The following is a 24,969-nucleotide window of genomic DNA, read 5'->3' as shown; positions in this document are numbered from 1 at the left end:
CACCGAAAGTCTTACCGAGACCGACGGTCCGGGCCTCCGGCGCTCACGAGGCACCGTGCGAAGCAGCCGTTACCATCGGCCAGACGAATCGAAGAGACCACGCCCAGGCGTGGTCTTTTTCGTTGTGGGCGTTGTGGTGGTCAAACTGTTACCGCTTAGGCGGCGCTACCTCAAGCGGGTCGGCATGCACCAGCACCTCCGCATTCGGATAGCGATCGTGAATCGCGTTCTCCACTGCTACACACAGATCATGTGCCTGCGACAGCGGCAGTTCACCAGGCAGCTCCAGGTGCAACTGCACGAACCAGCGCGTGCCGGAAACCCGCGTGCGGAAGTCGTGGCAGCCATGCACACCCGGCACTTCGCAGACCAGTTGCTGCATCTGTTCGCTGATTTCCGGCGACAGCTCGGTATCCATCAGCACGGCACCGGCCTCGCGGACGATGCTGATTGCGCTCCAGAAGATGTACAGCGCGATAGCGATGCCGAACAGCGCGTCCACTCGCTCCCAACCAAAGCTGGCCAGCACCAGCGCGAGCAGGATGCTGGTATTCAGCAGGAGGTCGGAGCGGTAGTGCAGCGAATCGGCGCGGATGGCGGTGGAGCCGGTGAGCTTGACCACGTGGTGCTGGTAGGTCAGCAGCACGGCGGTCATCACCAGTGAGAAGATCATCACCGCGATGCCTACACCCTGCGCGCCCAAGGGTTGCGGATGCAGCAGGCGGTCGACGCCTTGCACGCCGACGAGGATCGCGCTGACGCAGATGAATGCCGCCTGCCCCAGCCCGGCCAGTGCCTCGGCCTTGCCATGGCCGTAGCGGTGATCGTCGTCCGCCGGGCGCAGCGAGTAGTGCACCGCCAGCAGGTTGAGCAGCGAGGCGGCGCCGTCCAGCAGCGAGTCGGTGAGGCCCGCCAGCAGGCTCACCGAGCCGCTCAGCCACCAGGCCACCGCCTTGCTCAGCGCCAGCAGGATGGCCGTCGCCAGGGCCGCAGCGGTGGCCCGGCGCATGAGCCGGGCGTGGTCGCGATTGATGCTCATCGGCGGCGGCTGTCCCCCGTGCGCATCAAGCGGCCGGGCGCAGGCCGAAGGCGGCCAGCTGCTCGACGCTGCCGTTGTGCTGGATCAGTCGCGGGTCGTCCAGCGGCAGGCTGCGGCCGGTTTCCGCCTCGATGATGGCTTTCAGACGAGCCTGATCGATCACGCCGTCGGCACCAATGGCTTCCTGCAGTTTCTCCGGCGCAACGGAGTACTGGTCGTCGGGCAGGTAGATCGCGCCAGTTGCGAAGTCGATGCCGAAAGCAATTAGGCCAGGGAGGAGGTAAAAGATCAGGCCGACTGCATTCAGAGCCGCAATCGCCGGGTCGATGCGGCCTTCGATCTGCCCGCGGCGATCCGGGTAGAACAGCGTGCCGCAGGCGGTCAGCTGGGTGAACAGGGAAGCGGCCAACACGCCGCCGATGAATCGGTTACGAGTACGCATAAGGACCTCCTGGAAAAGTGGCGCAACTATACAAGGGCCGGAAGACAGCTGGATGATGTTTTCTCGATATCAGACCATGCCGCGGGCTCGGGTGTTCGGCGTGTGCGCTGACGCATGGGGTGGCTTTACCCAGTCCTTACCGAGGCCTGACGGACCGCTGCATCGGCCGGGCAGATAATCGCGCTGCGATTTCATCCCATCCCGGAGTTCAATCATGTCCAGGTTACTGCCGCGCGCCGCGCTTGGCGCCGTTCTTTCCCTCTGCATCGCCTTGCCGGTCACCGCCGCACCACCCGGTCCGGGGCCGGGTGGGCATAGAGGGCCGGCGGGACCGGGGCCGCAGCATGTGCCGGGCCCGCGTCACGGCCACGGTCTTCCGGCCGGTGCGCGGGAAATCTGGATCGGCAGCATGCTCTACTTCATCGCCGCCGGTACCTATTACCTGTGGAATGCCGAGCGCAACGTCTACGAACCCGTCAGCCAGCCGCCGCTGCCGGCCAGCGAGGCCACGCGATATGATGTGATCGCCTATCCGGCCAAGGGCCAGAGTGCCGAGCAGCAGAGCCGCGACCGCTACGAGTGCCATAGCTGGGCGGTCAGCCAGAGCGGTTTCGACCCGGCCAGCGCCCGGACGGCTCCGGCGGCCAGCGTTGCCGACACCTACAAGCGTGCCCTCGGTGCCTGCCTGACCGGACGCGGCTACAGCGTCAACTGATGCGCCCAGCTTCGGGCGGGCGCTTCGGTTGTTGGATCGTCTGCCCGAAGCGAGTGCTCATGAATTCCCTACCGATCGACGAAGTCCTGCCGGCGTTGCGCCAGGCTCTGCAGCAGCGCGACGAAGCCGTGCTCGAGGCGCCGCCCGGCGCCGGCAAGACCACCCGCGTGCCGCTGGCGCTGCTCGGCGAAGCCTGGCTGGCCGGGCAGACCATCATCATGCTCGAACCCCGCCGGCTGGCCGCCCGCGCCGCCGCCGAACGCCTGGCCAGCGAGCTGGGCGAGCGGGTCGGCGAGACGGTGGGCTACCGCATCCGCCTGGACAGCAGGGTCGGGCCGAACACCCGCATCGAGGTGGTCACCGAGGGCATCCTTGCGCGCCGCCTGCAGGACGACCCGGCACTGGAAGGCGTCGGGCTGGTGATCTTCGACGAATTCCACGAGCGCAGCCTGGATGCCGATCTGGCCCTGGCGCTGACCCTCAATGCGCGTCAGCTGCTGCGCGACGAGCCGCTCAAGCTGCTGCTGATGTCGGCGACGCTGGAGGGCCAGCGCCTGTCGGCGTTGCTCGACGAGGCACCGGTGGTGCGCAGCGAGGGACGCATGCACCCGGTGGAGCAGCGCTGGGGCCGCCCGCTGGCGCCGGGCGAGCGCATCGAGCCGCGGGTGGTGCAGACGGTGCTGCAGGCGCTGCAGGACGAGCGCGGCAGCGTGCTGGTGTTCCTGCCGGGGCAGGCCGAGATCCGTCGGGTGAACGAAGCGCTGACCGAACAGCTGGAGGGGCGCGGCGACATCCTGCTCTGCCCGCTGCATGGCGAACTGGAGCTGGCCCAGCAGCGTGCGGCCATCGAGCCTGCACCGGCAGGCCTGCGCAAGGTCGTGCTGGCGACCAATATCGCCGAGACCAGTCTGACCATCGAAGGTGTGCGGGTGGTGGTGGACGCCGGGCTGGCGCGGGTGCCGCGCTTCGATCCCGGCAGTGGCATGACCCGCCTGGAAACCCGGCGCATCTCCCGTGCCTCGGCCACGCAACGGGCGGGGCGGGCCGGGCGGCTGGAGCCGGGCGCCTGCTACCGGCTGTGGTCGGAGGAGCAGCACGGGCAGCTGGCGGCCTACGGTGAGGCGGAAATTCTCCAGGCGGACCTTGCCGGCGTCGCGCTGCAGCTGGCGCGCTGGGGCGTCGAGCCGGACGAGCTGGCCTGGCTCGATCGTCCGCCGACCGCCGCCTACGGTCAGGCGCAGGCCCTGCTGGAGCGCCTCGGTGCGCTGCAGCGCAGCGAGCATGGCGGCTGGCAGCTGACCCGCCACGGCCAGGCGATGGCCGAGCTGCCGGTGCATCCGCGCCTGGCGCACATGCTGCTGCGCGGGCAGGCGTTGGGCGTGGCTGCCTTGGCTGCCGACGTGGCGGCGCTGCTGGTCGAGCGTGATATTCAATCCGGCGGGCAGCGCGGCGGCGGAGCCGATCTCGCCCTGCGGCTGCATCAGTTGCAGGATGGTCGTGGTGCTGGGGTGCAGCGCGTCCGGCAACTGGCCCGGCAGTTTCGCAGCTTTCTGCGCGCTGCCGCGGCGGCGCGTGTTGCTCAACTCGATGAGCAACACGCCCTGGCCGCGCTGCTGGCCTTCGCCTATCCGGACCGGGTGGCCCGGCAGCGCCGCGAGGGCGGCGGTGGCTATCGGCTGGCCAACGGCCGCGCGGCGCAGTTCGGCGAGCCGGACCAGTTGATGAAGGAGCCGTGGCTGGTGATCGCCGAACTGGGCAGTCATCAGGGCCAGCGCGAGGAGCGCATCTATCGCGCCGTGGCGCTGGACGCGGCATTGTTCGAGAGCGCGCTGGCCGAGCAGGTCGCCGTGCGCGACGAGCTGGAATGGGACGAGCGCGAGGGCGTGCTGCGTGCCGAGCGGCAGCGGCGGGTCGGCGAGCTGGTGCTCAGTCGCGAATCGCTGCCGACGCTGGATGAAGCGGAACGCGGCAAGGCGCTGCTCGCGCTGGTGCGGCGCAAGGGGCTGGAGCTGCTGGCCTGGACGCCGGAGCTGCGCCAGTGGCAGGCGCGCATCGGCCTGCTGCGTCAGCTCGATCTGGCTGCGAGTGGCGTCAGTGACTGGCCGGACGTCAGCGACACCGCACTGCTGGCACGCCTGGAGGACTGGCTGCTGCCCTATCTCGGCAAGGTCACCCGGCTGGCGCACTTCGCCCAGCTCGATCTCGCCGCGATGCTCGCCACCCTGCTGCCCTGGCCGCTGCCGCAGCGCCTGGAGGAGCTGGCACCGGTGGCCGTGACGGTGCCCTCCGGCTCGCGCATTCGGCTGGACTACAGCGAGCAGCCGCCGGTGCTGGCGGTGCGCCTGCAGGAGCTGTTCGGCCTGGCCGACACGCCGCGTATCGCCGGCGGCCGGCAGGTCGTCAAGCTGCACCTGCTGTCGCCGGCGCGCCGGCCGGTACAGGTCACCCAGGACCTGGCCAGCTTCTGGGCCAATACCTATGCCGAGGTGAAGAAGGATCTGAAGGGGCGCTATCCCAAGCACTACTGGCCGGACGATCCGCTGGTCGCCGAGCCCACCGCCCGGGCCAAGCCACGCGGGCAGTGAGGCTCAGTCGGAGGGCAGGCTGAGGTCTTCGCCTGCCTGGCGCAGCGTTTCGTAGGCCTGGTCCAGTGCATCGACGATGGTTTCGGCGTCGTGCGCGTGGCGCGAAACGATGAAGTGGATCGGCACCTGGGTCAGGCGCAGGTAGGGCAGCTCTTCCATCTGCAGCCGCTGCCGGGCCTGCTCCACGGGAATCTGATAGTCCAGCAGATAGTCGCCACGCTTGCGCCGCAGCATTTCCAGCGCCGAAAGGTGGTTGCTGGTGCGCAGCAGGCGCAGATCGAGCGCCGGGTTCTCGAGCATCGTGTTGACGTTCGGCCAGTAGCTGTAGCCGCCGATCAGGATCAGCGACTTGCCGGCCAGATCCTCGGGAATGCGCGGCGCCGGTGTGCCTGCACGGTGGTACAGGTTGAGGTTGATCTGACTGAGGGTATGCCGCCCCTCCAGGGTATGCGCGGTGAGCTCAGGCTTGCCCCGGGCACCTGGCCAGACGTCGATACTGCCGTTTTCCAGTGCCGCATACAGGCGCGCACTGGGCAGCGGACGGAAGCGTGCCTCATAGCCGGCCTGGCGCGCCACGCGGCGGGTCAGCTCGGCCAGCTCGCCGCGTGCCGTGCCGTGGACGTCGGTATAGATGGCAGGCGCGAATTCGTAATAGCCGATATTGAGGACTCGCGGCGAAACGGAATCTGCCATCGCCACGGCGGACAGGCCGCAGAGCAGGGCCACGCCCAGTTGGAGGAATGCTTTCAAAGGATCGATCACTGGCTTGCGCTGTTCCGGCAAGCATGCGCAGGCGTTGCGTCGTTGTCCATGAGGCATCTTGCGGCGGCGTGAGGTACGTCTGCTTATCTCGACCTATGCTCAAGGCTAGGCGCGATGTCGCAGGCGAGGAGTAAAGATATGCAGCGCAAGGTGTTCGATCGCAAGGTGTTCAACCGCAAACTGGTGCTGATCACCGGTGGCTGCGCCGGAATCGGCCGTGCCCTGGCGGTGCGTATGGCCCAGGCCGGCGCGCGGCTGGTGATCTTCGATCTGCATCAGGATGCGCTGGATGGCCTGGTGCAGCATCTGGCCGATCACCACAACGCCGAGGCTCTGGGGCTGTGCTGCGACGTCAGCGATGCCGAGGCGGTGCAGCGCGCGGTGACGCTGGTGATCGAGCGTTATGGCGGCATCGACGTGCTGGTCAACAACGCCGGCATCACCCATCGCAGCCCGGTGGCCAATACCAGCCTGGCGGTGTTCCAGCGGGTGATGGCGGTGAATTTCTACGGCGCGCTGCATTGCACCCAGGCGGCACTGCCCAGCCTGGTCGCCCGGGACGGGCAGATCATCGTGCTCAGCTCGCTTTCGCAGTATGCCCCGGTGCCCAACCGCGCCGCCTACAACGCCAGCAAACACGCGCTGCACGGGCTGTTCGAGACGCTGCGCGGCGAGCTGAGCGATACCGGGGTGCATGTGATGCTGGTCTGCCCCGGTTACACCGCCACCGACCTGCGCAAGAACGTGCTGGTCGGCGACGGCTCCACCGCGCCGTCGCCGGTGCTGGACATCGGCCGGGTCGCCTCGCCACAGGATGTCGCCGAGGCGATCTACCAGGGCGCGCTGCGTCGGCGCCCGCTGCTGGTGCACTCCAATCTGGACTGGAAGGCGCGACTGCTGGCGCGCTGGTGTCCGCGCCTGTACCAGAACCTGCTGCTGCCACGGCTGCTCGGCAGTCGAACCTGATGTCCCGCGGTTACTCGCCGCTGCCGTAGAGCTGCTCCATCAGCGCGGCGTCCCAGTAGGCCGCCTCGATCTTGTGGCCGTCCAGATCACGGACGAAGCACCCGTAATAGGGCTCGCCATACTCCGGTCGTGGTCCCGGGGCGCCTTCATCGACCGCGCCGGCGGCGATGGCGGCTCGGTGGAAGGCATCCACGGCAGCCTGATCGGCGGCGAAGAAGCCTACATGGGTACCGTTGCCGACGGAGGCCGTGCCGCCGTCGAACGGGCGCTGGACCCAGAATTCCGGGTATTCGCGGCCCCAGGCGACCGCGCCCGGGTGTTCGAGGATGCGTTTGCAGCCGAGGGTGGCGAGGACCTGGTCATAGAAGGCAACCGCCTCGTCGAAGCGATTGCTGCCCAGGGAAATGTGGGAAAGGATGCTGGGGTTCTGTTCGGCCATGGTGCGTTCTCCTTGAATGGCCAAGCAAGCCTAGCAGGCCATCGGCGCCTGGCCGCGGGACCAGCCGAACGGCGACTCAGCCGGGCTCCGACTGCCTTGCCGGCGGTTCGCTGCAGAGCATGAAGCAGCGGAACAGCATGATGGTCGGCAGCAGTTGCAGCAGGCCGACCACGCCATCCAGCAGCATTGCCGGCAGCAGTGGCGGCGTCTGCTCGGCGAACAGCTGAGCGGCGATCCAGACCTCGAGCATCCAGACCGGCAACAGCACGGTCATCACACAGCCCAGGATCAGCAGGAAATGCCCGCGGGTGAGGAGGAAGCTCTGCTTCAGCGCTGCCAGCGGTGTCAGCCCGCGCAAGACCAGCAGGTACTCGGCGAAGGCGATTTTGACCATTACCCAGATGCCCGGCAGCACGAACAGCGAGGCGCCGAGCAGGATCAACAGCGTGCCCAGCCCCGAGAGCACCGCCAATGCCGGCCACAACGGCAGCGCCCGGGCATAGACCGCGCCGAGAGCCGGATCATGGCCACGGCTGCGCGCATCCAGAAAGAGGATCAGCGCGCCGACGTACAGCGGGTAGAAGATCAGGCCCACCAGCAGGTCCAGGGCGGGCGGTGCGTTATCGCCGAGCCAGTGGTCGAGCGCCAGACGGGTCAGACTTTCCAGCAGGATCAGCGGCAGGCAGAGCCGGACGATGGTCAGGAAGTGGCGGGAGTAGAAAAACCAGGCGTCACGCAGGATGGCAAGAACGTTCATTGCAGACCGAAGGTGAGGTAGTCGTTTCGGGGCGCCACTGTAACGGATGCGGCAAGGACGGGACATGCGCGATTTCGCCGTCCATACTGGCGGTCCATTCAGATTTCAGGCTGCCGCGTGAAGAAGATCGCCCTGTTCGCCGATGTGCAGAACCTCTACTACACCGTGCGCCAGGCCCATGGCTGTCATTTCAATTATTCGGCGCTGTGGGCCGATGTCAGCCGGCGCGGCAGCATCGTCGAGGCCTATGCCTACGCCATCGAGCGCGGTGACGCGCGTCAGCAGCAGTTCCAGCAGATCCTGCGCAACCTTGGCTTCACGGTGAAGCTCAAGCCCTATATCCAGCGCAGCGACGGCTCGGCCAAGGGCGACTGGGATGTGGGCATCACCATCGATGTGCTGGATGCGGCGGCGCGGGTCGATGAGGTGGTGCTGGCGTCCGGTGACGGTGATTTCGATCTGCTGCTCGAGCGGGTGCGGGCCGGTGGCGCCGAAGCGACAGCCTACGGCGTGCCGGGCCTCACCGCGCAGTCGTTGATCCGTGCGGCAACGCGTTACGTGCCGATCGAGGGTGATTTGCTGTTGCGTGGCTGAGATCCGCCGCTTTGAGAGAACGACGATTGTCTGCCAACGGGGCGACTCGGAGTTGCCAGTGTAGGGTGGATGACGCTCCACCCATCCACCGCAGCGGAGCCACGCCGTGGAAAAAGCTGCGCAGTTTTCCACCCTACGCCTCCCACTCAGCGGCGCTGTGATCGTAGGGTGGATGACGCTTCACCCATCCACCAAAACGACCTCAGGCTTTGCCCAGCGCCGCCAGGCGCTTGCGCACCGCTGCCTCGATGCCGGCTGCATCCAGGCCGCATTCGGCGAGCATTTCGCTGGGCTTGGCGTGCTCGACGTAGTAGTCCGGCAGGCCCAGGTGCAGGATCGGTCGCAGCACGCCTTCGGCAGCGAGGAACTCGGCCACCGCACTGCCGGCACCGCCCATGATGCTGTTCTCCTCGACCGTCACCAGCAGCTCGTGGCTGCCCGCCAGTTCGCGCAGCAGGGCTTCGTCCAGCGGTTTGACGAAACGCATGTCGACCACCGTGGCGTCCAGCGCCTCGCCGACCTGCAGCGCCTCTGGCAGCTGCACGCCGAACACCAGCAGCGCCACCTTGCTGCCCTGACGGCGTACCACGGCCTTGCCGATTTCCAGCGGTTCCAGCCCCGGCTCGATGGCGGCATTGGGGCCGCTGCCTCGCGGGTAGCGCACCGCGGCCGGGCCTTCGAAGTGGTAGCCGGTGGTGAGCATGCGGCGCATCTCGTTCTCGTCGCTGGGCGTCATCACCAGCATGCCGGGGATGCAGCGCAGGTAGGAGAGGTCGAAACTGCCGGCATGGGTCGGGCCGTCCTCGCCGACCAGGCCGGCGCGGTCGATGGCAAACAGCACATCGAGGTTCTGCACCGCGACGTCGTGGATCAGCTGATCGTAGGCGCGCTGGAGGAACGTCGAGTAGATCGCCACCACCGGCTTCATGCCTTCGCAGGCCATGCCGGCCGCTAGCGTCACGGCGTGTTGCTCGGCGATCGCGACGTCGAAGTAGCGGTCCGGATAGCGTTCGCTGAACGCCACCAGGTCGGAGCCTTCCTTCATCGCCGGGGTGATGCCGGTCAAACGCGGGTCGGCGGCGGCCATGTCGCACAGCCACTGGCCGAAGACGTTGGAGTATTTCGGCCCCGCGGGCTTCTTCGGCGCTGGCGGCGCGCCCACCGGTTCCAATTTGCTGATCGCATGCCAGGTGATGGGGTCGGCCTCGGCCGGGGCGAAGCCCTTGCCCTTCTTCGTCACCACATGGAGGAACTGCGGGCCGTCGAGGTCGCGCATGTTGCGCAGGGTGGCGATCAGGGTCGGCAGGTCGTGGCCGTCGATGGGGCCGATGTAGTTCCAGCCCAGTTCCTCGAACAGGGTGCCAGGCACCAGCATGCCCTTGGCGTATTCCTCGGTGCGGCGGGCGATTTCCCAGGCGCCTGGCAGGCGCGAGAGGATCTTCTTGCTGCCTTCGCGCATGCTCGAATAGGTGCGGCTGGAGAGGATCTTGGCCAGGTAGTTGGACAGGCCGCCGACGTTGCGCGAGATCGACATGTCGTTGTCGTTGAGCACGACCAGCATGTTGGCGCCGACTTCCGGGGCGTGGTTGAGCGCCTCGAAGGCCATGCCGGCGGTCAGTGCGCCGTCACCGATCACTGCGATGGACTTGCGCTGCTCGCCTTTCAGACGGGCGGCGACCGCCATGCCCAGGGCGGCGCTGATCGAGGTGCTGGAATGGCCGACACCGAAGGTGTCGTACTCGCTCTCGGCCCGACGCGGAAAGGCGGCCAGGCCGTCCTTCTGGCGCAGGGTCGCCATTCGCTCGCGGCGGCCGGTGAGGATCTTGTGCGGATAGGCCTGGTGGCCCACGTCCCAGACCAGCCGGTCGTCCGGTGTGTCATAGACGTAGTGCAGGGCGATGGTCAGTTCGATCACGCCGAGGCCGGCGCCGAAGTGCCCGCCGGTGCGGCCGACGCTGTACAGCAGCTCCTGGCGCAGTTCGTTGGCAAGCTCTTCGAGTTCCGCCTCGCCCAGTCGGCGCAGCTGCTCGGGGGTCGCCGCTCGGTCAAGAACGGGCGTCGCGGGGCGCACCCGAGGAATCTCATGGAACGTCTTGGGCATCAGGCGGATCGTTGTCGTTGGAAAAAAGAGCGGCAGTTTACCCGATGGGCCCCTCGATAAGAACGGCCCCGGGTCCGGTAGGGGTTTGACTGCGATTTCGGCGAAAGGTCAATTGCGCCGTTCGACAATGTAGCGCGCCAGCTCGCGCAGCGGCTCGGCGGCGGTATCGAACGGCCGCAGGGCGTGCAATGCCTGGTCGCGCAACTCCAGTGCATAGGCCTTGGCCGCGTCCATGCCGAGCAGGGCCGGGTAGGTCGGTTTGTCCCGCGCGATGTCGGCGCCCTGATGCTTGCCGAGCGTGGCGGTGTCGCTTTCCACGTCGAGGATGTCGTCCTGGACCTGGAAGGCCAGGCCGATGGCGCGTGCATACTGGCTCAGCGAGGCGAGGTTGTCGGCATCGGCACGGCCACTGGCCAGCGCGCCGAGTTGCACGCTGGCCTCGATCAGCGCCCCGGTCTTGTGCCGGTGCATCAGCTCGAGGGCATCGCGATCCAGCTTGAGGCCCACCGAGCCGAGGTCGATGGCCTGACCGCCGACCATGCCCGCCGGCCCGGCGGCGCGCGCCAGCACGGCGAACATGCGCAGGCGCAGTGTGGCGTCCTGCGGATTGTGTTCGGCCTGGGCCATGGCCTCGAAAGCGAGACTCTGCAGGCCATCGCCGGCGAGGATCGCGCAGGCTTCGTCGAAGGCCTTGTGGGTGGTGGGCTGGCCGCGACGCAGGTCGTCGTCGTCCATGGCCGGCAGATCGTCGTGCACCAGCGAATAGGCATGGATCAGCTCGACCGCGCAGGCGGCGCCGTCGGCGCTGGCCTTGTCACCGTTCAGTGCTTCGCAGGCGGCGTAGACCAGCAGCGGGCGGACGCGCTTGCCGCCGTTCATAACGCTGTAGCGCATGGCCTGGTAGAGCCGCTCGAGCTGCGGCAGCGGCGAGACGAAGAGGGCTTCGAGGCAGCCGTCGACGCGCTGCTGACAGCCTTTCTGGTAGTCGCCGATCATCATGCTTCGGGGTCCGACTCGAAGGGGGCTTCCTGCAGGCTGCCGTCGCGTTCCAGCAGGATCTGCACCTTCTGCTCGGCCTGGCTCAGTGCCGCCTGGCAGTCGCGGGTCAGGCCGATGCCCTGTTCGAAGCAGGTCAGCGAGTCTTCCAGCGACAGCTCGCCGCTCTCCAGGCGCTCCACCAGCTGTTGCAGCTCGGCAAGGGATTGTTCGAAATCGAGTGCAGCTTTCTTGCGGGCCATGGCGGGAACCTGTCGTCGGCGGCGAGTCGGAAACGGGCGCGACATTAGCAAAGAAACGCCAGTGGCAGCCACAAGGTTTGCCCGCGTGATGTGTATCGACCTGCGTAGGTCGGCGGAGTGCCCTGCAACCCGCGCCGCCGCTCAGTGGCCCTGCTCGCGCAGTCGCCTTTCCCGTTCGGCGAGCGGCAGCTTCGGGCAGCTGTCGCAGAGTTCGCCATCGGCGCGGCGAAAGTGCTGGCAGCACGCCTTGCGCTGCAGGCCCAGGCGCGTACCGCCTTCGGCCAGCGGTACCGCGAGCAGGCCGCTGGCGCCGGACATGGCGCAAGCCGCCAGCCAGACGTCAGCCGCCCGGCAAAGTTGCAGGTTGCCGCAACCGTCGAGGCGCTGGCTATGCAGCAGTGCGGCCATGACGCTGTCGGCCGCCAGCCTCTGCGCCAGTTTGGGGTGCAGCCCGAGCAGCGGCCCGCTGACGGCCTGGGCCTGTTCACAGAAGCCACGGATCTGGGCGCCGGCATGGCGCAGCAGGCGCTGGGACTCGCCCTGCAGTGGCTGGTGATCGGGCAGGCAGAACCCGGCGACGAAGCCCTGTTCGACGCCCTGCGCCAGGCCGTCCAGACACGGGGCCTGGCCGGCCAGGCGCACCGCGAGCACCTGCAGGTAGATGGGCTGCCAGACCAGCAGCGTCCAGCAGCGCGCCGCCCAGTAGTGGCGGCCCGCTTCCGGCCAGGCCTCCCTCCAGTGCGCCAGCAGCCTGGCCACAGACTGCGGATGCTCCAGCGTCAGCTCGTCGGCGCGGGGTGCGCCGACCCGGCCATCGAGGCCCGGCAGCACGCGACGCAGGCGCAGCAGCAGGCTGCCCAGCGAATCCGTGGCCGGCCAGCGCGCTTCAGCGCTCCGGTGCATAGCGCGCCACGGGGTTCTTCAGGGTGCCCGCGAATTTCAGCGCTCCGGCCGGATCGGCGAGGTCGAGCATCTGTCGGTTGTTGCCCAGCTGCAGGCGGTTCAGGCAGGAGCGGGCGAATTCCTCGGCGAACAGGTCGTAACGGGCGAACTTGTCGCGCAGCTGCGGCTGGCTGGCCTGGTAGTCGGCGATGCAGTCGGCGACCTGCTGCCAGAAGCGCTGCTCCGGCAGGCCGCCCTGTTCGTCGAGAATCTGCGCCAAGTAGCGGAAGAAGCCGTCGAACACGTCGGTGAAGATCGACAGCACCTTGAGCTCGTCCGGCACCGAGACGGCGAGACGGCCGACCGCTTCGGGAATCTTCGCCTCGGCATCGAGGATCACCGCTTCCTCACCGATGTCCTTCATCAGCACGCGGACCGGCACATGGTCTTCCAGCACCAGGATCAGGTTTTCGCCGTGGGGCATGAAGACCAGGTCATGGGCATAGAAGCAGTGCAGCAGCGGCTTCAGGTAGGCATTGAGGTACTGCCGCAGCCAGCGGTCGGCGGTGAGTCCCGAGGCGCTGATCAGCGTCGGCAGCAGGGCGCGCTCGTCGCCGTCGCTGTGCAGCAGCGCGGCCATAGTCATCAGCCGCTGGCCAGGTTCGATGTGGCCCAGCGGGCTCTCGCGCCAGAGCGCCGAGAGCATCTTGCGGTAGGGGCTGCTGGCCGGCAGCGCCTGCTCGTAGTAAGGGTTGCGATAGCCGATCGCCGCCACCTCGCGCAGCAGCTGGAAGCCGCAGCCGCGCAGCAGCGGGTCGCGCGCCACGCGGCCGGCGAGGTAGGCGTTGATCGCCGGGGTCGCCTGCATGTAATAGGGCGACAGCCCGCGCATGAAGCCCATGTTGAGGATCGACAGGGCGGTCTTCACGTAGCGCCGCTGCGGCTCGCTCTGGTTGAAGAAGGTGCGGATCGACTGCTGCGCCAGGTAACGGTCGTTGCTCAGGCCGAGATAGACGATCTGCCGGTTGGCGATCTCCGCGGCGAAACCGATGGCCAGGATGTTGTGCCACTGCCAGGGATGCGCCGGCATCAGCAGATAGTCGTCCGGGTCGAGCTGCAGCGCCTGCAGCTGGTTGTGGAACACGCCGAGCTGGCCACCCAGTTCCTCGCGCAGCAGGGTCGCCTGGTCGAGCCCGTCGATGGCGCTGTAGCTGGCGCGGCTGCGATGCACGGCGAGCCAGACCAGACGCACCGGGCTGGCGGCTTCCGGCGCGTAGGCGCGGTAATCCTGGGCGTCGAACCCCATCCGCCCGTTGTTGGCGACGAATCCCGGATGACCTTCGCGCATGCCGGTCTCGATCTGCTGGAAGTCCGACAGGGCCAGCTGGGCCGCGCTCAGCGGGCTGTTGGCGAGCTTGTAGGCGCTGCCGAACAGGGTGCTGCTGATCTCGTCCAGGTAGAGCGGCAGGTTGGTTTCGGAAAGGCCGAGGACGTCGCTGAACTCGATGATGAATGCAAGGGCATCCAGCGGCTGTGGTTCCCCGTTGCTGAGCTTTTCGATGGAGTCGGTCGCGATCGACCAGTGATCCAGCGCCAGCCGCCGCGCCTTGAAGCGGTACTCGGTCGAGCTGTCCGGCACGGCGACGCGGTAGTGGCTGTCGCCCAGCGGCTCGGGGCTGAGCAGCTTCTCGTGGCTGAACTCGGCCAGCGCCTTTTTCAGCAGCAGGCGATTGGCGCGGGCCCAGAGTTCGGCTTGCAGATGGTCGGTGGCCAGGTCGCTGGTAGCGGTCGGCAGGCGTACGAGCTGATTCATTGCGGGTTCTCCTGAAGGGTGGCGAGGAACTGCGCACGGGTGCAGAACGCCAGGCAGGCGTCCTTCTCCGGCAGATGCAGCAGGCACTGGTAGACGAAGCCGACCCGGCGGTTGAGCGCATGTACCTTGGCGTTGCGCGCGTCGGGCTCGACGACGATGCGGCGGGCGAAAGGGTCGGCGAACTGATAGGCGAGGATGCTGCGCATCACCTCCAGGCTGAAGCCGTGCACCGGGCGCTCGCAGGGGGCGAGCAGCAGGTGCATGCCGCGGTCGCCGGGGCGCACCTGATAGTGGTCGGCGAGCCGGTCGTGGGCAGGGTGGTAGCCCTCGAACAGGAAGGCCGGCTCGCCGTTCCACAGGCCGAGGGCGATGTCGCGGTGACTGCTGCGCTGGATCTCGTCAACGTAGTCGGCCAGCTGCGTCAGACTCATGTGGCCCATGCCCCAGAAGCGCGCGTAGTCGCGGCGCAGCCAGTCCTGCAGCAGCGGCAGGTGCTCGGGTTGCAGGGTTTCGAAGTGCATCGCGCCGAGGGCGCAGTAGCGGACGAAGCGCGGACCGTCCGCGCGGGAAAGAGCGGTGTTCATGGTTTGGCTCCACAGAGAGGCGCCCCGGCTGGTGCCGAAACCAGCAGCCAGCGCAGGGTGCATGCGGTGAGAACGAGGCCCAGCGCCGAGAGCAGGAACGGCGCGGCGAGGCCGGCATCACGTACCACCACGCCGGCCAGCCAGGAGGCGGTGAGTACGCCGAGGTTCTGGAAGATGTTGATCAGGCTGTAGTCGCGGCCGTAGTGCTCCGGCCGGCTGAGGGCGAACAGTCGCGCATCCAGCGCCACGGTGAGCTGGTACAGCGCCCAGCCGAACAGCACGCGCCCGGCCAGCACCAGCGGCATCTGCTCGACGCCCTGCAACGCCAGCCCGGCGGCACCGAGCAGCAGCCAGGCGGTCAGGTGCTGCCCGGCGTGGTAGTGCAGGGCGAGGGCGAGCAGTGCCAGCATGCCGGGAATGGCATAGACCAGGCCGGTGATCCAGCTGGCCTGTGGTCCGCCGAGCTGTTCCCAGTACAGCGTGAAGAACGGCCGCGCCAGGTAGACGCAGAAGTAGAAAGCCAGCATCAGCAGGCACAGGCGGATGATCGCAAGGTGTTCCTGCGCAGCCCGTGGCGGCGTGCTCGCATCGGCCCGTGCCGGCTGCGGCGCATGGCGCAACAGCAGCAGGCTGACGGCCATCTGCACGAAGTCCATCAGCCCCATCAGCACGAACATCCGCGCCGGACTGAGGTAGTGCAGCACGCCGCCGCCCAGCGTCGCGCCGGCAATTGCGCCCAGGTGCACCACCACCGAGAGCAGGCCGATGGTGCGTACCTGCTGGTCGGTGCCTACCAAGCCCATGACGTAGGGATACATCAGCAGATAGCTGGCCTTGACGGCGATCATCGCCAGCGACACCGGCCAGAACAGCCACTGCCGGTCGATGGCCGCGCAGGCCAGTGCCAGCACGCCGGCTACCAGCTGACCGAGGATCAGCAGCCGCAGCGGGTGAGCATGGCGTGCAAGGCGCACCCACACGGGCAGTGCGAGCATCGCCACCAGGCACACCGCGGCCAGGTACAGCCCGACCTGCTCGCTGCGCAGCTCGCCGAAACGCTCGGCGAAGTATTGCGGGTAGAACGGCATCAGCAGGCTGTCGCCGAGCACGGCCAGCAGCGTCATGCCGATCAGTGCGCGTCGCAGCGTCATCGCGCCGCCACCGCGCCCTGGGGCGTGAGCGGCTGCGGCAGGCTGAACTGCTGGAAGGCGATCTTCGTCTCCACCGCGTAGTGCTCGCGCCCGCAGATCTCGCGCAGGATGCAGGCGTTGCGGTAGCAGCCCATGCCGAGATCCGGCGTCACCAGACCGTGATCGGCAAGCCCGGCGTTCTGCACGAAGACCTCGCCGCCGTTGCGGTCGATGCTGTAGTTGCGCGCCACGGCGAAGCGCTCCGGCGCCTGCCAGACGATGCGTTCGGCGATCGGCTGGATGAAGCGTGGCAGGCGGTACTGATACCCGCTGGCCATCACCAGCGCCTCGCAGCGGTGCCGGTAGCTCTGCTGCAGTTCGTGCTGGAAGAACTCCAGCTCCAGCGTGCCGTCGGCCAGGCGCTGGCAGCGGCGCAGTTCGGCGTTGGTCAGCAGCTGGGTCGGCACCTCGCCCTTGAGGCTCTGGTTGTACAGCTCGTCGTAGATGGCATTGATCAGCGTACCGTTGATGCCCTTGTACAGGCCCTTCTGGCTGTCGATGAGCTTTTCCCGGGTGCTGCGCGGCAGGCTGTGGAAGTAGTCGATGTACTCAGGGCTGGTCATTTCCAGCGTCAGCTTGGTGTATTCCAGCGGGAAGAAGCGCGGCGCGCGGGTGATCCAGTTCAGCTGATAGTCGTGGCGGTCGATTTCCTGCAGCAGGTCGTAGTAGATCTCCGCAGCGCTCTGGCCGCTGCCGACCACGGTGATCGAGCGCTTGCCCTGCAGGCGTGGCTTGTCCTGCAGGTAGTTGCCGCTGTGGCTGACGTGGTCGGCCACGCCTTCGCAGCAGCTCGGCAGATAGGGCGTGGTGCCGGTGCCGAGTACCAGGCGGCGGGTGAGGAACTCGAAACCCTCGCCGCTGCGCGCATGTACCCCGCGCACGCGGTAGCAGCGACGCTCGTCGAGGTAGTCGACGTGCTGGACGAAATGCCCGAAGCGCAGGCTGTCGAGCTGCTCCACCACCCACTGGCAGTACTGGTTGTATTCGCGGCGCATCAGGAAGAAGTCTTCCTTGATGTAGAAGGCGTACAGCCGCCCGATCTGCTTGGCGTAGTTGAGAAAGCTGAAACGGCTGGTGGGGTCGGCCAGGGTCACCAGATCGGCCATGAACGGCGTCTGAAGGGTGGCGCTGTCGAGCATCATGCCGGGATGCCAGTTGAAGCCCTCGGCGCGGTCGAGGAACAGGCAGTCGAGTCCGTCGATGGGCTCTGCCAGGCAGGCCAGGCCAAGGTTGAACGGGCCGATGCCGATGCCTATGAAGTCGTAGATCTTGTTCATGAGCGATCTCCTACTGGTTGACGGTCGTCGAGCAGGCGGGCGCCGTGGTCACGAATCAGCTCGACGATGGCGCGCAGGTCGTCCAGCGTGGTTTCCGGGTTGAGCAGGGTGAACTTGAGGTACTGCCGACCCTTGACCACGGTGGCGGCAATGACCGCCGCGCCGGAGCGGAAGATCGCTTTGCGGATCTCGCGGTTGATCTCGTCCAGGCGCTCGTCCGCCACGCCTGCGGCGACGAAGCGGAACACCAGCGTGCTCAGGCGCGGGGCGAAGACCTCGAAGGCCGGGTCGTCGGCGAGCAGGCGATGGGTGTCGGCGGCGCGGTCGATGACTTCCTCGAACATCGCGCCGAGATGCTCGGCACCGAGGATGCGCAGGGTCAGCCAGAGCTTCAGCGCGTCGAAGCGGCGGGTGGTCTGGATGCTCTTGTTGACCAGGTTCGGCGTGCCCTCGCGGGTCTGGCTGCGCGGGTTGAGGTAGTCGGCGTGGTGGGTGATGTAGCTCAGGTGCTGACGCTGGCGAACGAAGAAGCCGCTGCAGCTGACCGGCTGGAAGAACGACTTATGGTAGTCCACGGTGACCGAGTCGGCGTGTTCGATGCCGGTCAGCCAGCCGCGATAGCGCGGCGCGACCAGCAGGCCGCCGCCATAGGCCGCATCGACGTGCAACCAGACGCCATAGTGCTGGCACAGCGCGGCGATTTCCGGCAGCGGGTCGATGCTGCCGAAGTCGGTGGTGCCGGCGGTGGCGACCACGGCCATGGGCAGCTCGCCCAGGCGCTGACAGTCCGCCAACGCCTGGGCCAGCGCCGGCACGCTCATGCATTGGGCACTATCGGTTTCGATGCTGCGCACGGCGTCGTAGCCCAACCCCAGCAGCGCGGCGGATTTCTGCACGCTGAAGTGGCTGGCGCGGGAGGCGAAGATGCGCAGTCGGCCCGCGTCCGGCGGTAGCCCGTGCTGGAGGTTGCCGCCGTGGCCGGGCAAACGGTTGCAGACGTGCTCACGGGCCAGCAGCAGCCCCATCAGATTGGACTGGGTGCCGCCGCTGGTGAAGACGCCGTCGGCCTGACTGCCGAGGCCGATGCGCGCGCAGGTCCAGTCGATCAGGCGTTGTTCGATCAGCGTGCCGCCGGCGCTCTGGTCCCAGGTGTCCAGCGAGGAATTGAGCGATGACACCAGCACTTCGGCGAGCAGCGCCGGCAGCACCACCGGGCAGTTGAGATGGGCGACGTAGCGCGGATGGTGGAAATACACCGCGTCGCGCAGATAGAGCTGATCCAGCTCGCGCAGCGCGGCGCCGGCGTCGCCCAGCGGGCGCTCGAGATCGACGCGTTCGAAGTCGGCGGCCAGCTCTTGCGGAAGGATGCCGCTGAACGGCTGCTGCTGACGCTGCACGCACTGCTGCACCAGGTTCAGACCCTGCTGCAGGAGCCGGCGGTAGTCATCATGATTGCTGCGGGTGAACAACCCGCTGCTGGCGGGGCCGGGGGCGAAGGGCACTACGGTACTGGACGGGGGCATGCACATTCCTCGGGCCGAGCGCGGCCGCGACCCGGAGCGGGCCGTTTTCGCGGCGTCGGTGGTTTCTTGTCTGGCGGCGTGGCCGCACGAAAGCATCTGCGAGGATGCCGTTTAATCGAGAATTACTCTCAATTGCGCAAGGGCACAGGCAAGACGAATCAGCGCGGAAAAACCATTACGGGGTCGAAGAAAAAATTACGGGCGCTCCAGGCGCTGGCGCGCCTTGGCCAGCTGAGCGATCACGGTGTTCACCGAAATGCCCAGACGCTCGGCGATCTCCGCCTGGCTGAGCCCTTCCAGCCGCGCCAGTTCGAACACCTGGCGACAGCGTGGCGGCAAGTCGTCGAGCTGGCGTAGGACGCATCGCAGCGCACACTGGTGTTCCACCAGCCCGCAGGGGTCGGCCTGCACGGCCTCGATCAGTTCCAGCGGTGCCTCGTCGCCGGCACCGACAAGCGCGCGGCGGCGCAGGGCATCGCGCAAGAGATTGGTGGCGATGCGAAAGAGATAGGCCTTGGGGTTGGCGAGGCTCTGCTCGGGCATGACCTGCGCCAGTTTCAGCCAGGCATCCTGAGCCAGGTCCTCGGCCAGCGCGCGACAGCCGCCGAGGCGCGTGAGATGGGCCACCAGCTGTTGGCGGTGATGGACATAGCATTGCAGGCAGGCATCGGGAATCTTGTTGTTGTCGCGCATGGGTGCGTGCCACCGGGAGGGGGCACGAACCTAACTCAGATGCGAACGCTTCGCAATTGCAGGCTTAATGCTGGCACGCCGTCCGCCGATCAGCCGTCCAGCGGCAGCTGCAGGTTGATCGGCCGGTTGCCATGCTGCAGGCGGCATTGGGCGGCGGGTAGCGGCCATGCGTAGTGGAAACCCTGCAGGCTGGGGCAGCCGTTGAGGCGCAGGAAAGCCGCCTGGCGCTCGTTCTCCACGCCTTCGGCGACCACATGCAGGCCGAGGTGACTGGCCATGGTGAGGATGCCTCGCACCAGCGCGACGGACTGCTCGCTATCCGGTAGTCCGCTGACGAATTCCCGATCGATCTTGATGCCATCGAAGCGGAAGCGTTGCAGATAGGTCAGCGAGGCATAGCCGGTGCCGAAGTCGTCGAGCAGCAGCGGCAGCCCGGCGGCCTTCAGACGGCCGAGGGTCTGCTGGACATGCTCGTCGGCTTCGAGCAGCGCGCTCTCGGTGACCTCCAGTTCCAGCATGCTTGCCGATGCGCCTTCTTCCTCGAGAATCGCCAGCAGGCTGCCGGCCAGATCCGCCTGGCGGAAGTCCAGTGGCGAGAGGTTGACCGCGATGCGCAGCGCATGCCCCATGGCGTGCCAGCGACACGCCTGGCGGCAGGCTTCGCGAAACACCCAGCGGGTCGCCTCGATGATCATGCCGCTGTCTTCCAGCACCGGGATGAACACCCCGGGCGGCACCAGGCCTCGCTCCGGCGAGTTCCAGCGCAGCAGGGCCTCCATGACTTCCGGTTCACCCTGGGCGTTGACCTGCGGCTGGTAGTGGAGCACGAACTCGTCGTGATCCAGTGCACGGCGTAGCGCCTGCTCCAGTTCATGGCGTTGCGCGGCGGCTTCGCTTAGGGATTCGTTGTAGAAGACCGTGTAGTTGCGCCCCGCGTCCTTGGCCGAATACAGCGCCAGGTCCACCTGCCTGAGCAGGTCGCTGGCACTGTGCCGGCCGTCGCTGATGGCAACGCCGATGCTCGGGCTGACGTAGCACTCGTACTGGCCGATGCGCACCGGCGGCTGGAAGCCTTCGATGATGCACTGGGCCAGCTGCTCGGCGCGGGCGTGGTCGCTGCCGTCGAGCAGCAGCATGAATTCGTCGCCGCCGCTGCGTGACAGCAGCGCATGCTCCGGCATCAGCCGGCCCAGGCGGTCGCCGATCTGCACCAGCAGCTTGTCGCCGATCTCATGGCCGAGGCTGTCGTTGATGCGCTTGAAGTGGTCCAGGTCGAGGTAGAGCAGTGTCAGCGGCAGGCGCGCCGCGAGCAACTGTTCGAGGCGCTGCACCAGGTAGTTGCGATTGGCCAGCTGCGTCAGCGGATCGAAGTGGGCGAGAAAACGCAGGCGCTGTTCGGCGCGCAGGCGGTCGCTGATGTCGCGCAGCAGCACGAGGAAATGGCGAACGCCGTAGCGCTGGAATGGCGTGCAGCTGATCTCCAGCGGCACCTCCCGATCATGACGGCGACCGGTCAGCTCCAGCGGCGTGTTCGCCGGGGTGCTCAGCAGCCGGGTGGTGGCGTCGCTTTCCAGCAGGCGATCACTCGGCAGGTTGCCCAGCAGCTCCGCCGGGGTACAGCCGAACAGCGCTGCCGCCGCAGGGTTGGCCTGCAGCACGCGCAGCTCGCGGTCGACCACCAGCATGCCGATCGGCGCGGTGTCCACCAGGTCGCGGAACAGCTGCTCGCTTTCGCTGAGCGCCAGTTGGCGCTCGTGCAGCTGGTTCATCATCCGATTGAGGGTTCTGGCCAGCCGGGCGATCTCGTCGCGGCCGCCGACCGACAGGTTCTGCGGTTGCTGATCGATGGCGAACTGGCGTGCGGCCTGGTCGATGCGGGCCAGGCGGCGTGTCAGCAGGCGACCGTAGAGGCGGTTGAGGATCACGCCAAGCAACAACAGCAGGGCCAGCGTTTGCACGAGGTAGAACCAGGCCTCGCGCTTGGTCTGCGCCAGCATCGGCGCGAAGTCGTACGCCACCAGCAGCGCTTCGCGCAGCGGCGTGCCGTCCTGGGCGACGCGGTCCAGCGGGTAGATCGCCAGCTGCCTGGAGCCTTTGCCGAACCAGCCCGCGCGGCCGCCGTTCACCTGCTTGGCGAGCTCACCGGCATCGATCAGCGTCAGGCGCTCGGGGGACAGGCCCAGCTGGGTCGTGGCGATCACCTGTAGCCCACGGTCGATCACCATCGCCCAGCGCACGCCTTCCAGGCTGGCCAGATCGGCCAGCTCGGTCTCCAGCTCGGCGTTGCGGCCGAGGCGGCGATGATCGCTCAGGCTGCTCTGCAGCAGGGCAAGATGCTGCGAGGTGTGGTTGCGCCAGCCGGCGAGGTTTTCCTCGATACGGGTCGGCAGGTGCCAGGCGGTCAGCATGACCGTGAACAGCAGACCGAAGATGCCCAGCAGCAGGGGCATTGATCGACGCAGCGACAAACTTGTCAGCATGTTGGGCCCTCGCAGCGAGCGATCAGATTGACCGGGTTCGAACCGTTGAGCAGCCGGCGTTCGCGCAGATACTGGCTGAGCTGGCCGATGCTCTGCTGCAACTGGCCCTCGTCGAACCATTCACGGTTGACGGCGCGATCACCCATCAACAAGCCGTCAAGGGTGACCTGCAGTGCCATCGGCGTCAGGCCGAGGCGCGCATGCAGGCGTGGATCGGTTTCACCGCGATTGTCCTGCCAGGTGCGCAGCGCATCGAACCAGAGGGCCCGGAGGCGCCGGCGCTGCTCGTGGGTGACGCGTTGCCGGTCGACCACCAGTACGTCGACGATCTCGCCCGGCAGCTGGCGGCTATCGAAGATGCGCCGGGCGCCCTTGCTTTCCAGCGCCGGGCCCTCCGAAGCAAAGGTGATGACAGCGTCGACATCGCCGGCGGCGAAGGCGGCGGTCTGCTCATGCACTGGCAGGCTGACCACCTGCAGATCGTCGATCCGCAGCCCGGCCTGATCCAGCACGCGGGAAAGGAAGTAGGCGCCCAGCGCAGTGTTCTCCACGCCAATGCGCTGGCCGGCCAAGTCCTTGAGGTTGGTCAGCGGCGCGCGGGCGAACAGCGCATCGGCGCCAGCTGAGACGTTGGTGACCAGAATGATCTCCAGGTCGAGCTCCGCCGCGCTGTCCTGCAGCAGCAGCGTTTCGTCGAGGGTGAGCATGGCGGCGTCCAGCATGCCGTTGCGAAAGCCGCGCAGCACACCTGTGGTGTTCGGGTATTCCACCAGACGGATGCCGCTGGGGGCAGTCCAGCCCAGATCGTCCGCCAGATAGATCGGTGCATAGCCAAGCCAGCGGTTGCTGCCGATACGGATCGAATCCGATTCGGGCTGGCAGCCGAGCAAGGCGACAAACAACAGCAAGAGGATTGAGCCCCGAACCATGCGATCACTCCGTGATACCTGTTAGCCACCATAGCGAAACCGTACGGTCACGGGAATCCCTTCGAAAGCAGGGGATATAGGCACGCCGTATCGGCGGTGCGCTGAATCGCATCAGCGCCGCTCGTCTGCAGCGGCGCCGTGCTCAACTCCGGCAAGTGGCACGGGCATAGTCGGTGATCAACCTGGGCAGGTTTTCCAGGGCCTCGGTGCTCTGGGCGGCACCGATCTGCAGCGCCTCCTTGGGCATGCCGAAAACCACGCAGCTGGCTTCGTCCTGGGGCCGGCGTGCAGGTGCTCGCTCGCTCGGGCGCCGCAGAATCGTCCAGACGGTTGTGCCGGGTAGGCGAGCCGAGCGGTGCCCGGCTCACCAGCACCTAGACAGCCGTCAGCGTGCCCCTTCGAGCTGCTTGCGCTTGGCCCGTCGCGCCAGCATGTTCAGCACCTCGATGCCCGCCGAGAACGCCATGGCGGCATAGACGTAGCCTTTCGGCACGTGGGCGCCGAAGCCTTCGGCGATCAGGGTCATGCCGATCATCAGCAGGAACCCCAGGGCCAGCATGACCACTGTCGGGTTGTCGTTGATGAACTTGGCGAGCGGGTTGGCCGCCACCAGCATCACGGTCACCGCAACGATTACCGCGACCACCATGATGGCCACATGGTCGGTCATGCCGACGGCGGTGATGATGCTGTCGATGGAAAACACCAGGTCCAGCAGCAGGATCTGCGCGATTGCCGAGCCGAAGCCCATGGTGACCGCATTGCCGACCGACTTGCCCTCGAACATGTCGCCGCCCGGCGTCGGGTCCATGCTGTGGTGGATTTCCTTGGTCGCCTTCCACAGCAGGAACAGGCCGCCGGCGATCAGGATCATGTCCTTCCAGGAGAAGGCATGGCCGAACGCCTCGAAGACCGGCTCGGTCAACTGGACGATCCAGGCCACGGTCCCCAGCAGGCCCAGGCGCATGATCAGGGCCAGGCCGATGCCGATGCGTCTGGCCCGCTCGCGATGCTGCTCCGGCAGCTTGTTGGTCAGGATCGAAATGAAGATCAGGTTATCGATGCCGAGTACCACCTCCATGGTGATCAGCGTGGCCAGGGCCACCCAGGTGGTGGGTTCGGAAAAAAGCTGGATGAGCGATTCCATCGGAAATCTCGGGCTGGTGGCAGTCAGCCTCCGCGCGCAGCTGCACGGGGCGGCGAATCTTAGCGATAACGCTGTTCGCAGCGATGCAGATTGAGAGGCTGATTTGTATCAAGTCGTTCCCGACTTGGGAGCCGACAGACTGCGGCGGCGAGCGCCGAGGGACCAGGACGTAGCAGAGGAAAGCGTGCCGAATTGCGGGCATTAAAAAGCCGGCTTGTGGCCGGCTTTCAGGGGGTGGCGTTGGCTTATTTTTGGTAAGCCGCAACCGCCTTGGTGATTGCGGCGCGGGCGGCGTCGGCGCCTTCCCAGCCTTCGACCTTGACCCACTTGCCCTTCTCGAGATCCTTGTAGTTCTCGAAGAAGTGCTTGATCTGCTCGATCAGCAGCGGTGGCAGGTCGGTGTATTCCTTCACGTCCTTGTACAGCTGGGTCAGCTTGTCGTGCGGGACGGCGATCAGCTTGGCGTCACCGCCGGCTTCGTCGGTCATGTTCAGCACGCCGACCGGACGGCAGCGGATGACCGAGCCCGGTGCGACCGGATAGGGGGTCACGACCAGCACGTCCAGCGGGTCGCCGTCGTCAGCCAGGGTGTGCGGGATGAAGCCGTAGTTGGCCGGGTAGAACATCGGGGTGGCCATGAAGCGGTCGACGAACAGACAGTCGGTGTCGTGATCGATTTCGTACTTGATCGGCGCGTGGTTGGCCGGGATCTCGATGGCGACGTAGATGTCGTTCGGCAGGTCTTTGCCAGCCGGGACTTTGCTGTAGCTCATGAACGATGGGCTCCTGATCGGCCAGCGCGGCCTGGGGGCG

23 protein-coding genes and 1 pseudogene are annotated in these 24,969 nt (G+C 67.0%); 4 read left to right on the top strand and 20 right to left on the bottom strand.

Features of this window, described 5'->3' with window-relative positions; all coding sequences use genetic code 11:
• Window positions 1–148: 148 nt before the first annotated feature.
• Both NAO55_RS08960 and pmcY read right to left on the bottom strand, forming a co-directional pair.
• Window positions 149–1,039, bottom strand: coding sequence for a cation diffusion facilitator family transporter (locus NAO55_RS08960; protein WP_063540891.1), 891 nt, complete (start codon window positions 1,037–1,039; stop codon window positions 149–151).
• A 25-nt stretch (window positions 1,040–1,064) separates the two neighbouring features.
• The gene (gene pmcY / locus NAO55_RS08955; RefSeq protein WP_102838729.1) at window positions 1,065–1,481 is read right to left on the bottom strand and encodes a periplasmic Zn2+ metallochaperone PmcY; all 417 of its coding nucleotides are present in this window, start codon (window positions 1,479–1,481) and stop codon (window positions 1,065–1,067) included.
• Window positions 1,482–1,695: 214 nt separating this feature from the next.
• On the opposite strand from pmcY, the gene NAO55_RS08950 reads away from it, so the two are divergent.
• Together NAO55_RS08950 and hrpB are read left to right on the top strand one after the other, a co-directional pair.
• Window positions 1,696–2,196 carry a hypothetical protein gene (locus tag NAO55_RS08950; RefSeq protein ID WP_232244572.1) on the top strand — a complete coding sequence of 167 codons (501 nt, stop codon included), beginning with the start codon at window positions 1,696–1,698 and terminating at the stop codon, window positions 2,194–2,196.
• Between the two features lie 59 nt (window positions 2,197–2,255).
• Window positions 2,256–4,781 (top strand): ATP-dependent helicase HrpB, encoded by a 2,526-nt coding sequence (hrpB, locus tag NAO55_RS08945; protein WP_102838728.1) that lies wholly within the window; start codon window positions 2,256–2,258, stop codon window positions 4,779–4,781.
• Between the two features lie 3 nt (window positions 4,782–4,784).
• On the opposite strand, the gene NAO55_RS08940 is transcribed toward hrpB, so the two are convergent.
• Window positions 4,785–5,600 carry a substrate-binding periplasmic protein gene (locus NAO55_RS08940; RefSeq protein WP_102838727.1) on the bottom strand — a complete coding sequence of 272 codons (816 nt, stop codon included), beginning with the start codon at window positions 5,598–5,600 and terminating at the stop codon, window positions 4,785–4,787.
• An 81-nt stretch (window positions 5,601–5,681) separates the two neighbouring features.
• Between NAO55_RS08940 and NAO55_RS08935 the strand changes: the two genes are divergently transcribed.
• The gene (locus tag NAO55_RS08935; protein WP_102838726.1) at window positions 5,682–6,509 is read left to right on the top strand and encodes an SDR family oxidoreductase; all 828 of its coding nucleotides are present in this window, start codon (window positions 5,682–5,684) and stop codon (window positions 6,507–6,509) included.
• Window positions 6,510–6,519: 10 nt separating this feature from the next.
• On the opposite strand, the gene NAO55_RS08930 is transcribed toward NAO55_RS08935, so the two are convergent.
• Both NAO55_RS08930 and NAO55_RS08925 read right to left on the bottom strand, forming a co-directional pair.
• The gene (locus NAO55_RS08930) at window positions 6,520–6,948 is read right to left on the bottom strand and encodes a VOC family protein (protein WP_011914724.1); all 429 of its coding nucleotides are present in this window, start codon (window positions 6,946–6,948) and stop codon (window positions 6,520–6,522) included.
• Window positions 6,949–7,024: 76 nt separating this feature from the next.
• Window positions 7,025–7,705 (bottom strand): YciC family protein, encoded by a 681-nt coding sequence (locus tag NAO55_RS08925; RefSeq protein WP_102838725.1) that lies wholly within the window; start codon window positions 7,703–7,705, stop codon window positions 7,025–7,027.
• Window positions 7,706–7,822: 117 nt separating this feature from the next.
• On the opposite strand from NAO55_RS08925, the gene NAO55_RS08920 reads away from it, so the two are divergent.
• Window positions 7,823–8,299, top strand: a complete 477-nt coding sequence (locus tag NAO55_RS08920) for a LabA-like NYN domain-containing protein (RefSeq protein WP_102838724.1) — start codon at window positions 7,823–7,825, stop codon at window positions 8,297–8,299.
• 202 nt (window positions 8,300–8,501) lie between these two features.
• Here NAO55_RS08920 and dxs read toward each other — a convergent pair whose 3' ends face one another.
• From dxs to ppa, 15 genes and pseudogenes are all read right to left on the bottom strand, one after another.
• Window positions 8,502–10,400 carry a 1-deoxy-D-xylulose-5-phosphate synthase gene (gene dxs, locus NAO55_RS08915; protein WP_102838723.1) on the bottom strand — a complete coding sequence of 633 codons (1,899 nt, stop codon included), beginning with the start codon at window positions 10,398–10,400 and terminating at the stop codon, window positions 8,502–8,504.
• A 108-nt stretch (window positions 10,401–10,508) separates the two neighbouring features.
• The gene (locus tag NAO55_RS08910) at window positions 10,509–11,396 is read right to left on the bottom strand and encodes a polyprenyl synthetase family protein (RefSeq protein ID WP_102839653.1); all 888 of its coding nucleotides are present in this window, start codon (window positions 11,394–11,396) and stop codon (window positions 10,509–10,511) included.
• Window positions 11,396–11,638, bottom strand: a complete 243-nt coding sequence (locus tag NAO55_RS08905) for an exodeoxyribonuclease VII small subunit (protein WP_003283056.1) — start codon at window positions 11,636–11,638, stop codon at window positions 11,396–11,398. The genes NAO55_RS08910 and NAO55_RS08905 overlap by 1 nt, the downstream gene beginning before the upstream one ends.
• Window positions 11,639–11,779: 141 nt before the next feature.
• Window positions 11,780–12,541, bottom strand: coding sequence for a siderophore ferric iron reductase (locus tag NAO55_RS08900; RefSeq protein ID WP_102838722.1), 762 nt, complete (start codon window positions 12,539–12,541; stop codon window positions 11,780–11,782).
• Window positions 12,525–14,333 carry an IucA/IucC family protein gene (locus NAO55_RS08895; protein ID WP_102838721.1) on the bottom strand — a complete coding sequence of 603 codons (1,809 nt, stop codon included), beginning with the start codon at window positions 14,331–14,333 and terminating at the stop codon, window positions 12,525–12,527. The genes NAO55_RS08900 and NAO55_RS08895 overlap by 17 nt, the downstream gene beginning before the upstream one ends.
• Entirely contained in the window at window positions 14,330–14,917 is a 588-nt protein-coding gene (locus NAO55_RS08890) for a GNAT family N-acetyltransferase (RefSeq protein ID WP_017246493.1), read from the bottom strand. Before NAO55_RS08890 ends, NAO55_RS08895 begins: the two co-directional genes overlap by 4 nt.
• On the bottom strand, window positions 14,914–16,068 hold the full coding sequence (locus NAO55_RS08885; RefSeq protein WP_102838720.1) for an MFS transporter: 1,155 nt from the start codon (window positions 16,066–16,068) through the stop codon (window positions 14,914–14,916). Before NAO55_RS08885 ends, NAO55_RS08890 begins: the two co-directional genes overlap by 4 nt.
• On the bottom strand, window positions 16,065–17,384 hold the full coding sequence (locus NAO55_RS08880; RefSeq protein ID WP_102838719.1) for a lysine N(6)-hydroxylase/L-ornithine N(5)-oxygenase family protein: 1,320 nt from the start codon (window positions 17,382–17,384) through the stop codon (window positions 16,065–16,067). The genes NAO55_RS08885 and NAO55_RS08880 overlap by 4 nt, the downstream gene beginning before the upstream one ends.
• The gene (locus tag NAO55_RS08875; protein WP_102838718.1) at window positions 17,381–18,907 is read right to left on the bottom strand and encodes a pyridoxal phosphate-dependent decarboxylase family protein; all 1,527 of its coding nucleotides are present in this window, start codon (window positions 18,905–18,907) and stop codon (window positions 17,381–17,383) included. Before NAO55_RS08875 ends, NAO55_RS08880 begins: the two co-directional genes overlap by 4 nt.
• A 195-nt stretch (window positions 18,908–19,102) precedes the next feature.
• Window positions 19,103–19,600: an RNA polymerase sigma factor gene (locus NAO55_RS08870; protein ID WP_102838717.1), complete on the bottom strand. Its 498-nt coding sequence runs from the start codon at window positions 19,598–19,600 to the stop codon at window positions 19,103–19,105.
• Between the two features lie 89 nt (window positions 19,601–19,689).
• Window positions 19,690–22,080 (bottom strand): EAL domain-containing protein, encoded by a 2,391-nt coding sequence (locus NAO55_RS08865; protein ID WP_102838716.1) that lies wholly within the window; start codon window positions 22,078–22,080, stop codon window positions 19,690–19,692.
• Window positions 22,074–23,009: an ABC transporter substrate-binding protein gene (locus tag NAO55_RS08860; protein WP_102838715.1), complete on the bottom strand. Its 936-nt coding sequence runs from the start codon at window positions 23,007–23,009 to the stop codon at window positions 22,074–22,076. Before NAO55_RS08860 ends, NAO55_RS08865 begins: the two co-directional genes overlap by 7 nt.
• A 142-nt stretch (window positions 23,010–23,151) precedes the next feature.
• Window positions 23,152–23,286: pseudogene (locus NAO55_RS08855) on the bottom strand (chemotaxis protein CheB); the annotation flags it as partial.
• A gap of 108 nt (window positions 23,287–23,394) precedes the next feature.
• Window positions 23,395–24,156 (bottom strand): TerC family protein, encoded by a 762-nt coding sequence (locus tag NAO55_RS08850; RefSeq protein WP_102838714.1) that lies wholly within the window; start codon window positions 24,154–24,156, stop codon window positions 23,395–23,397.
• A gap of 245 nt (window positions 24,157–24,401) precedes the next feature.
• Window positions 24,402–24,929, bottom strand: a complete 528-nt coding sequence (ppa, locus tag NAO55_RS08845; protein WP_063541497.1) for an inorganic diphosphatase — start codon at window positions 24,927–24,929, stop codon at window positions 24,402–24,404.
• Window positions 24,930–24,969: the final 40 nt, after the last annotated feature.

Origin of the sequence: Stutzerimonas frequens (assembly GCF_024448335.1) — a bacterium.
Lineage (GTDB): Bacteria > Pseudomonadota > Gammaproteobacteria > Pseudomonadales > Pseudomonadaceae > Stutzerimonas > Stutzerimonas frequens.
Note: the sequence above shows the minus strand (reverse complement) of the source record. Positions and strands in the feature narration are given on the sequence as shown.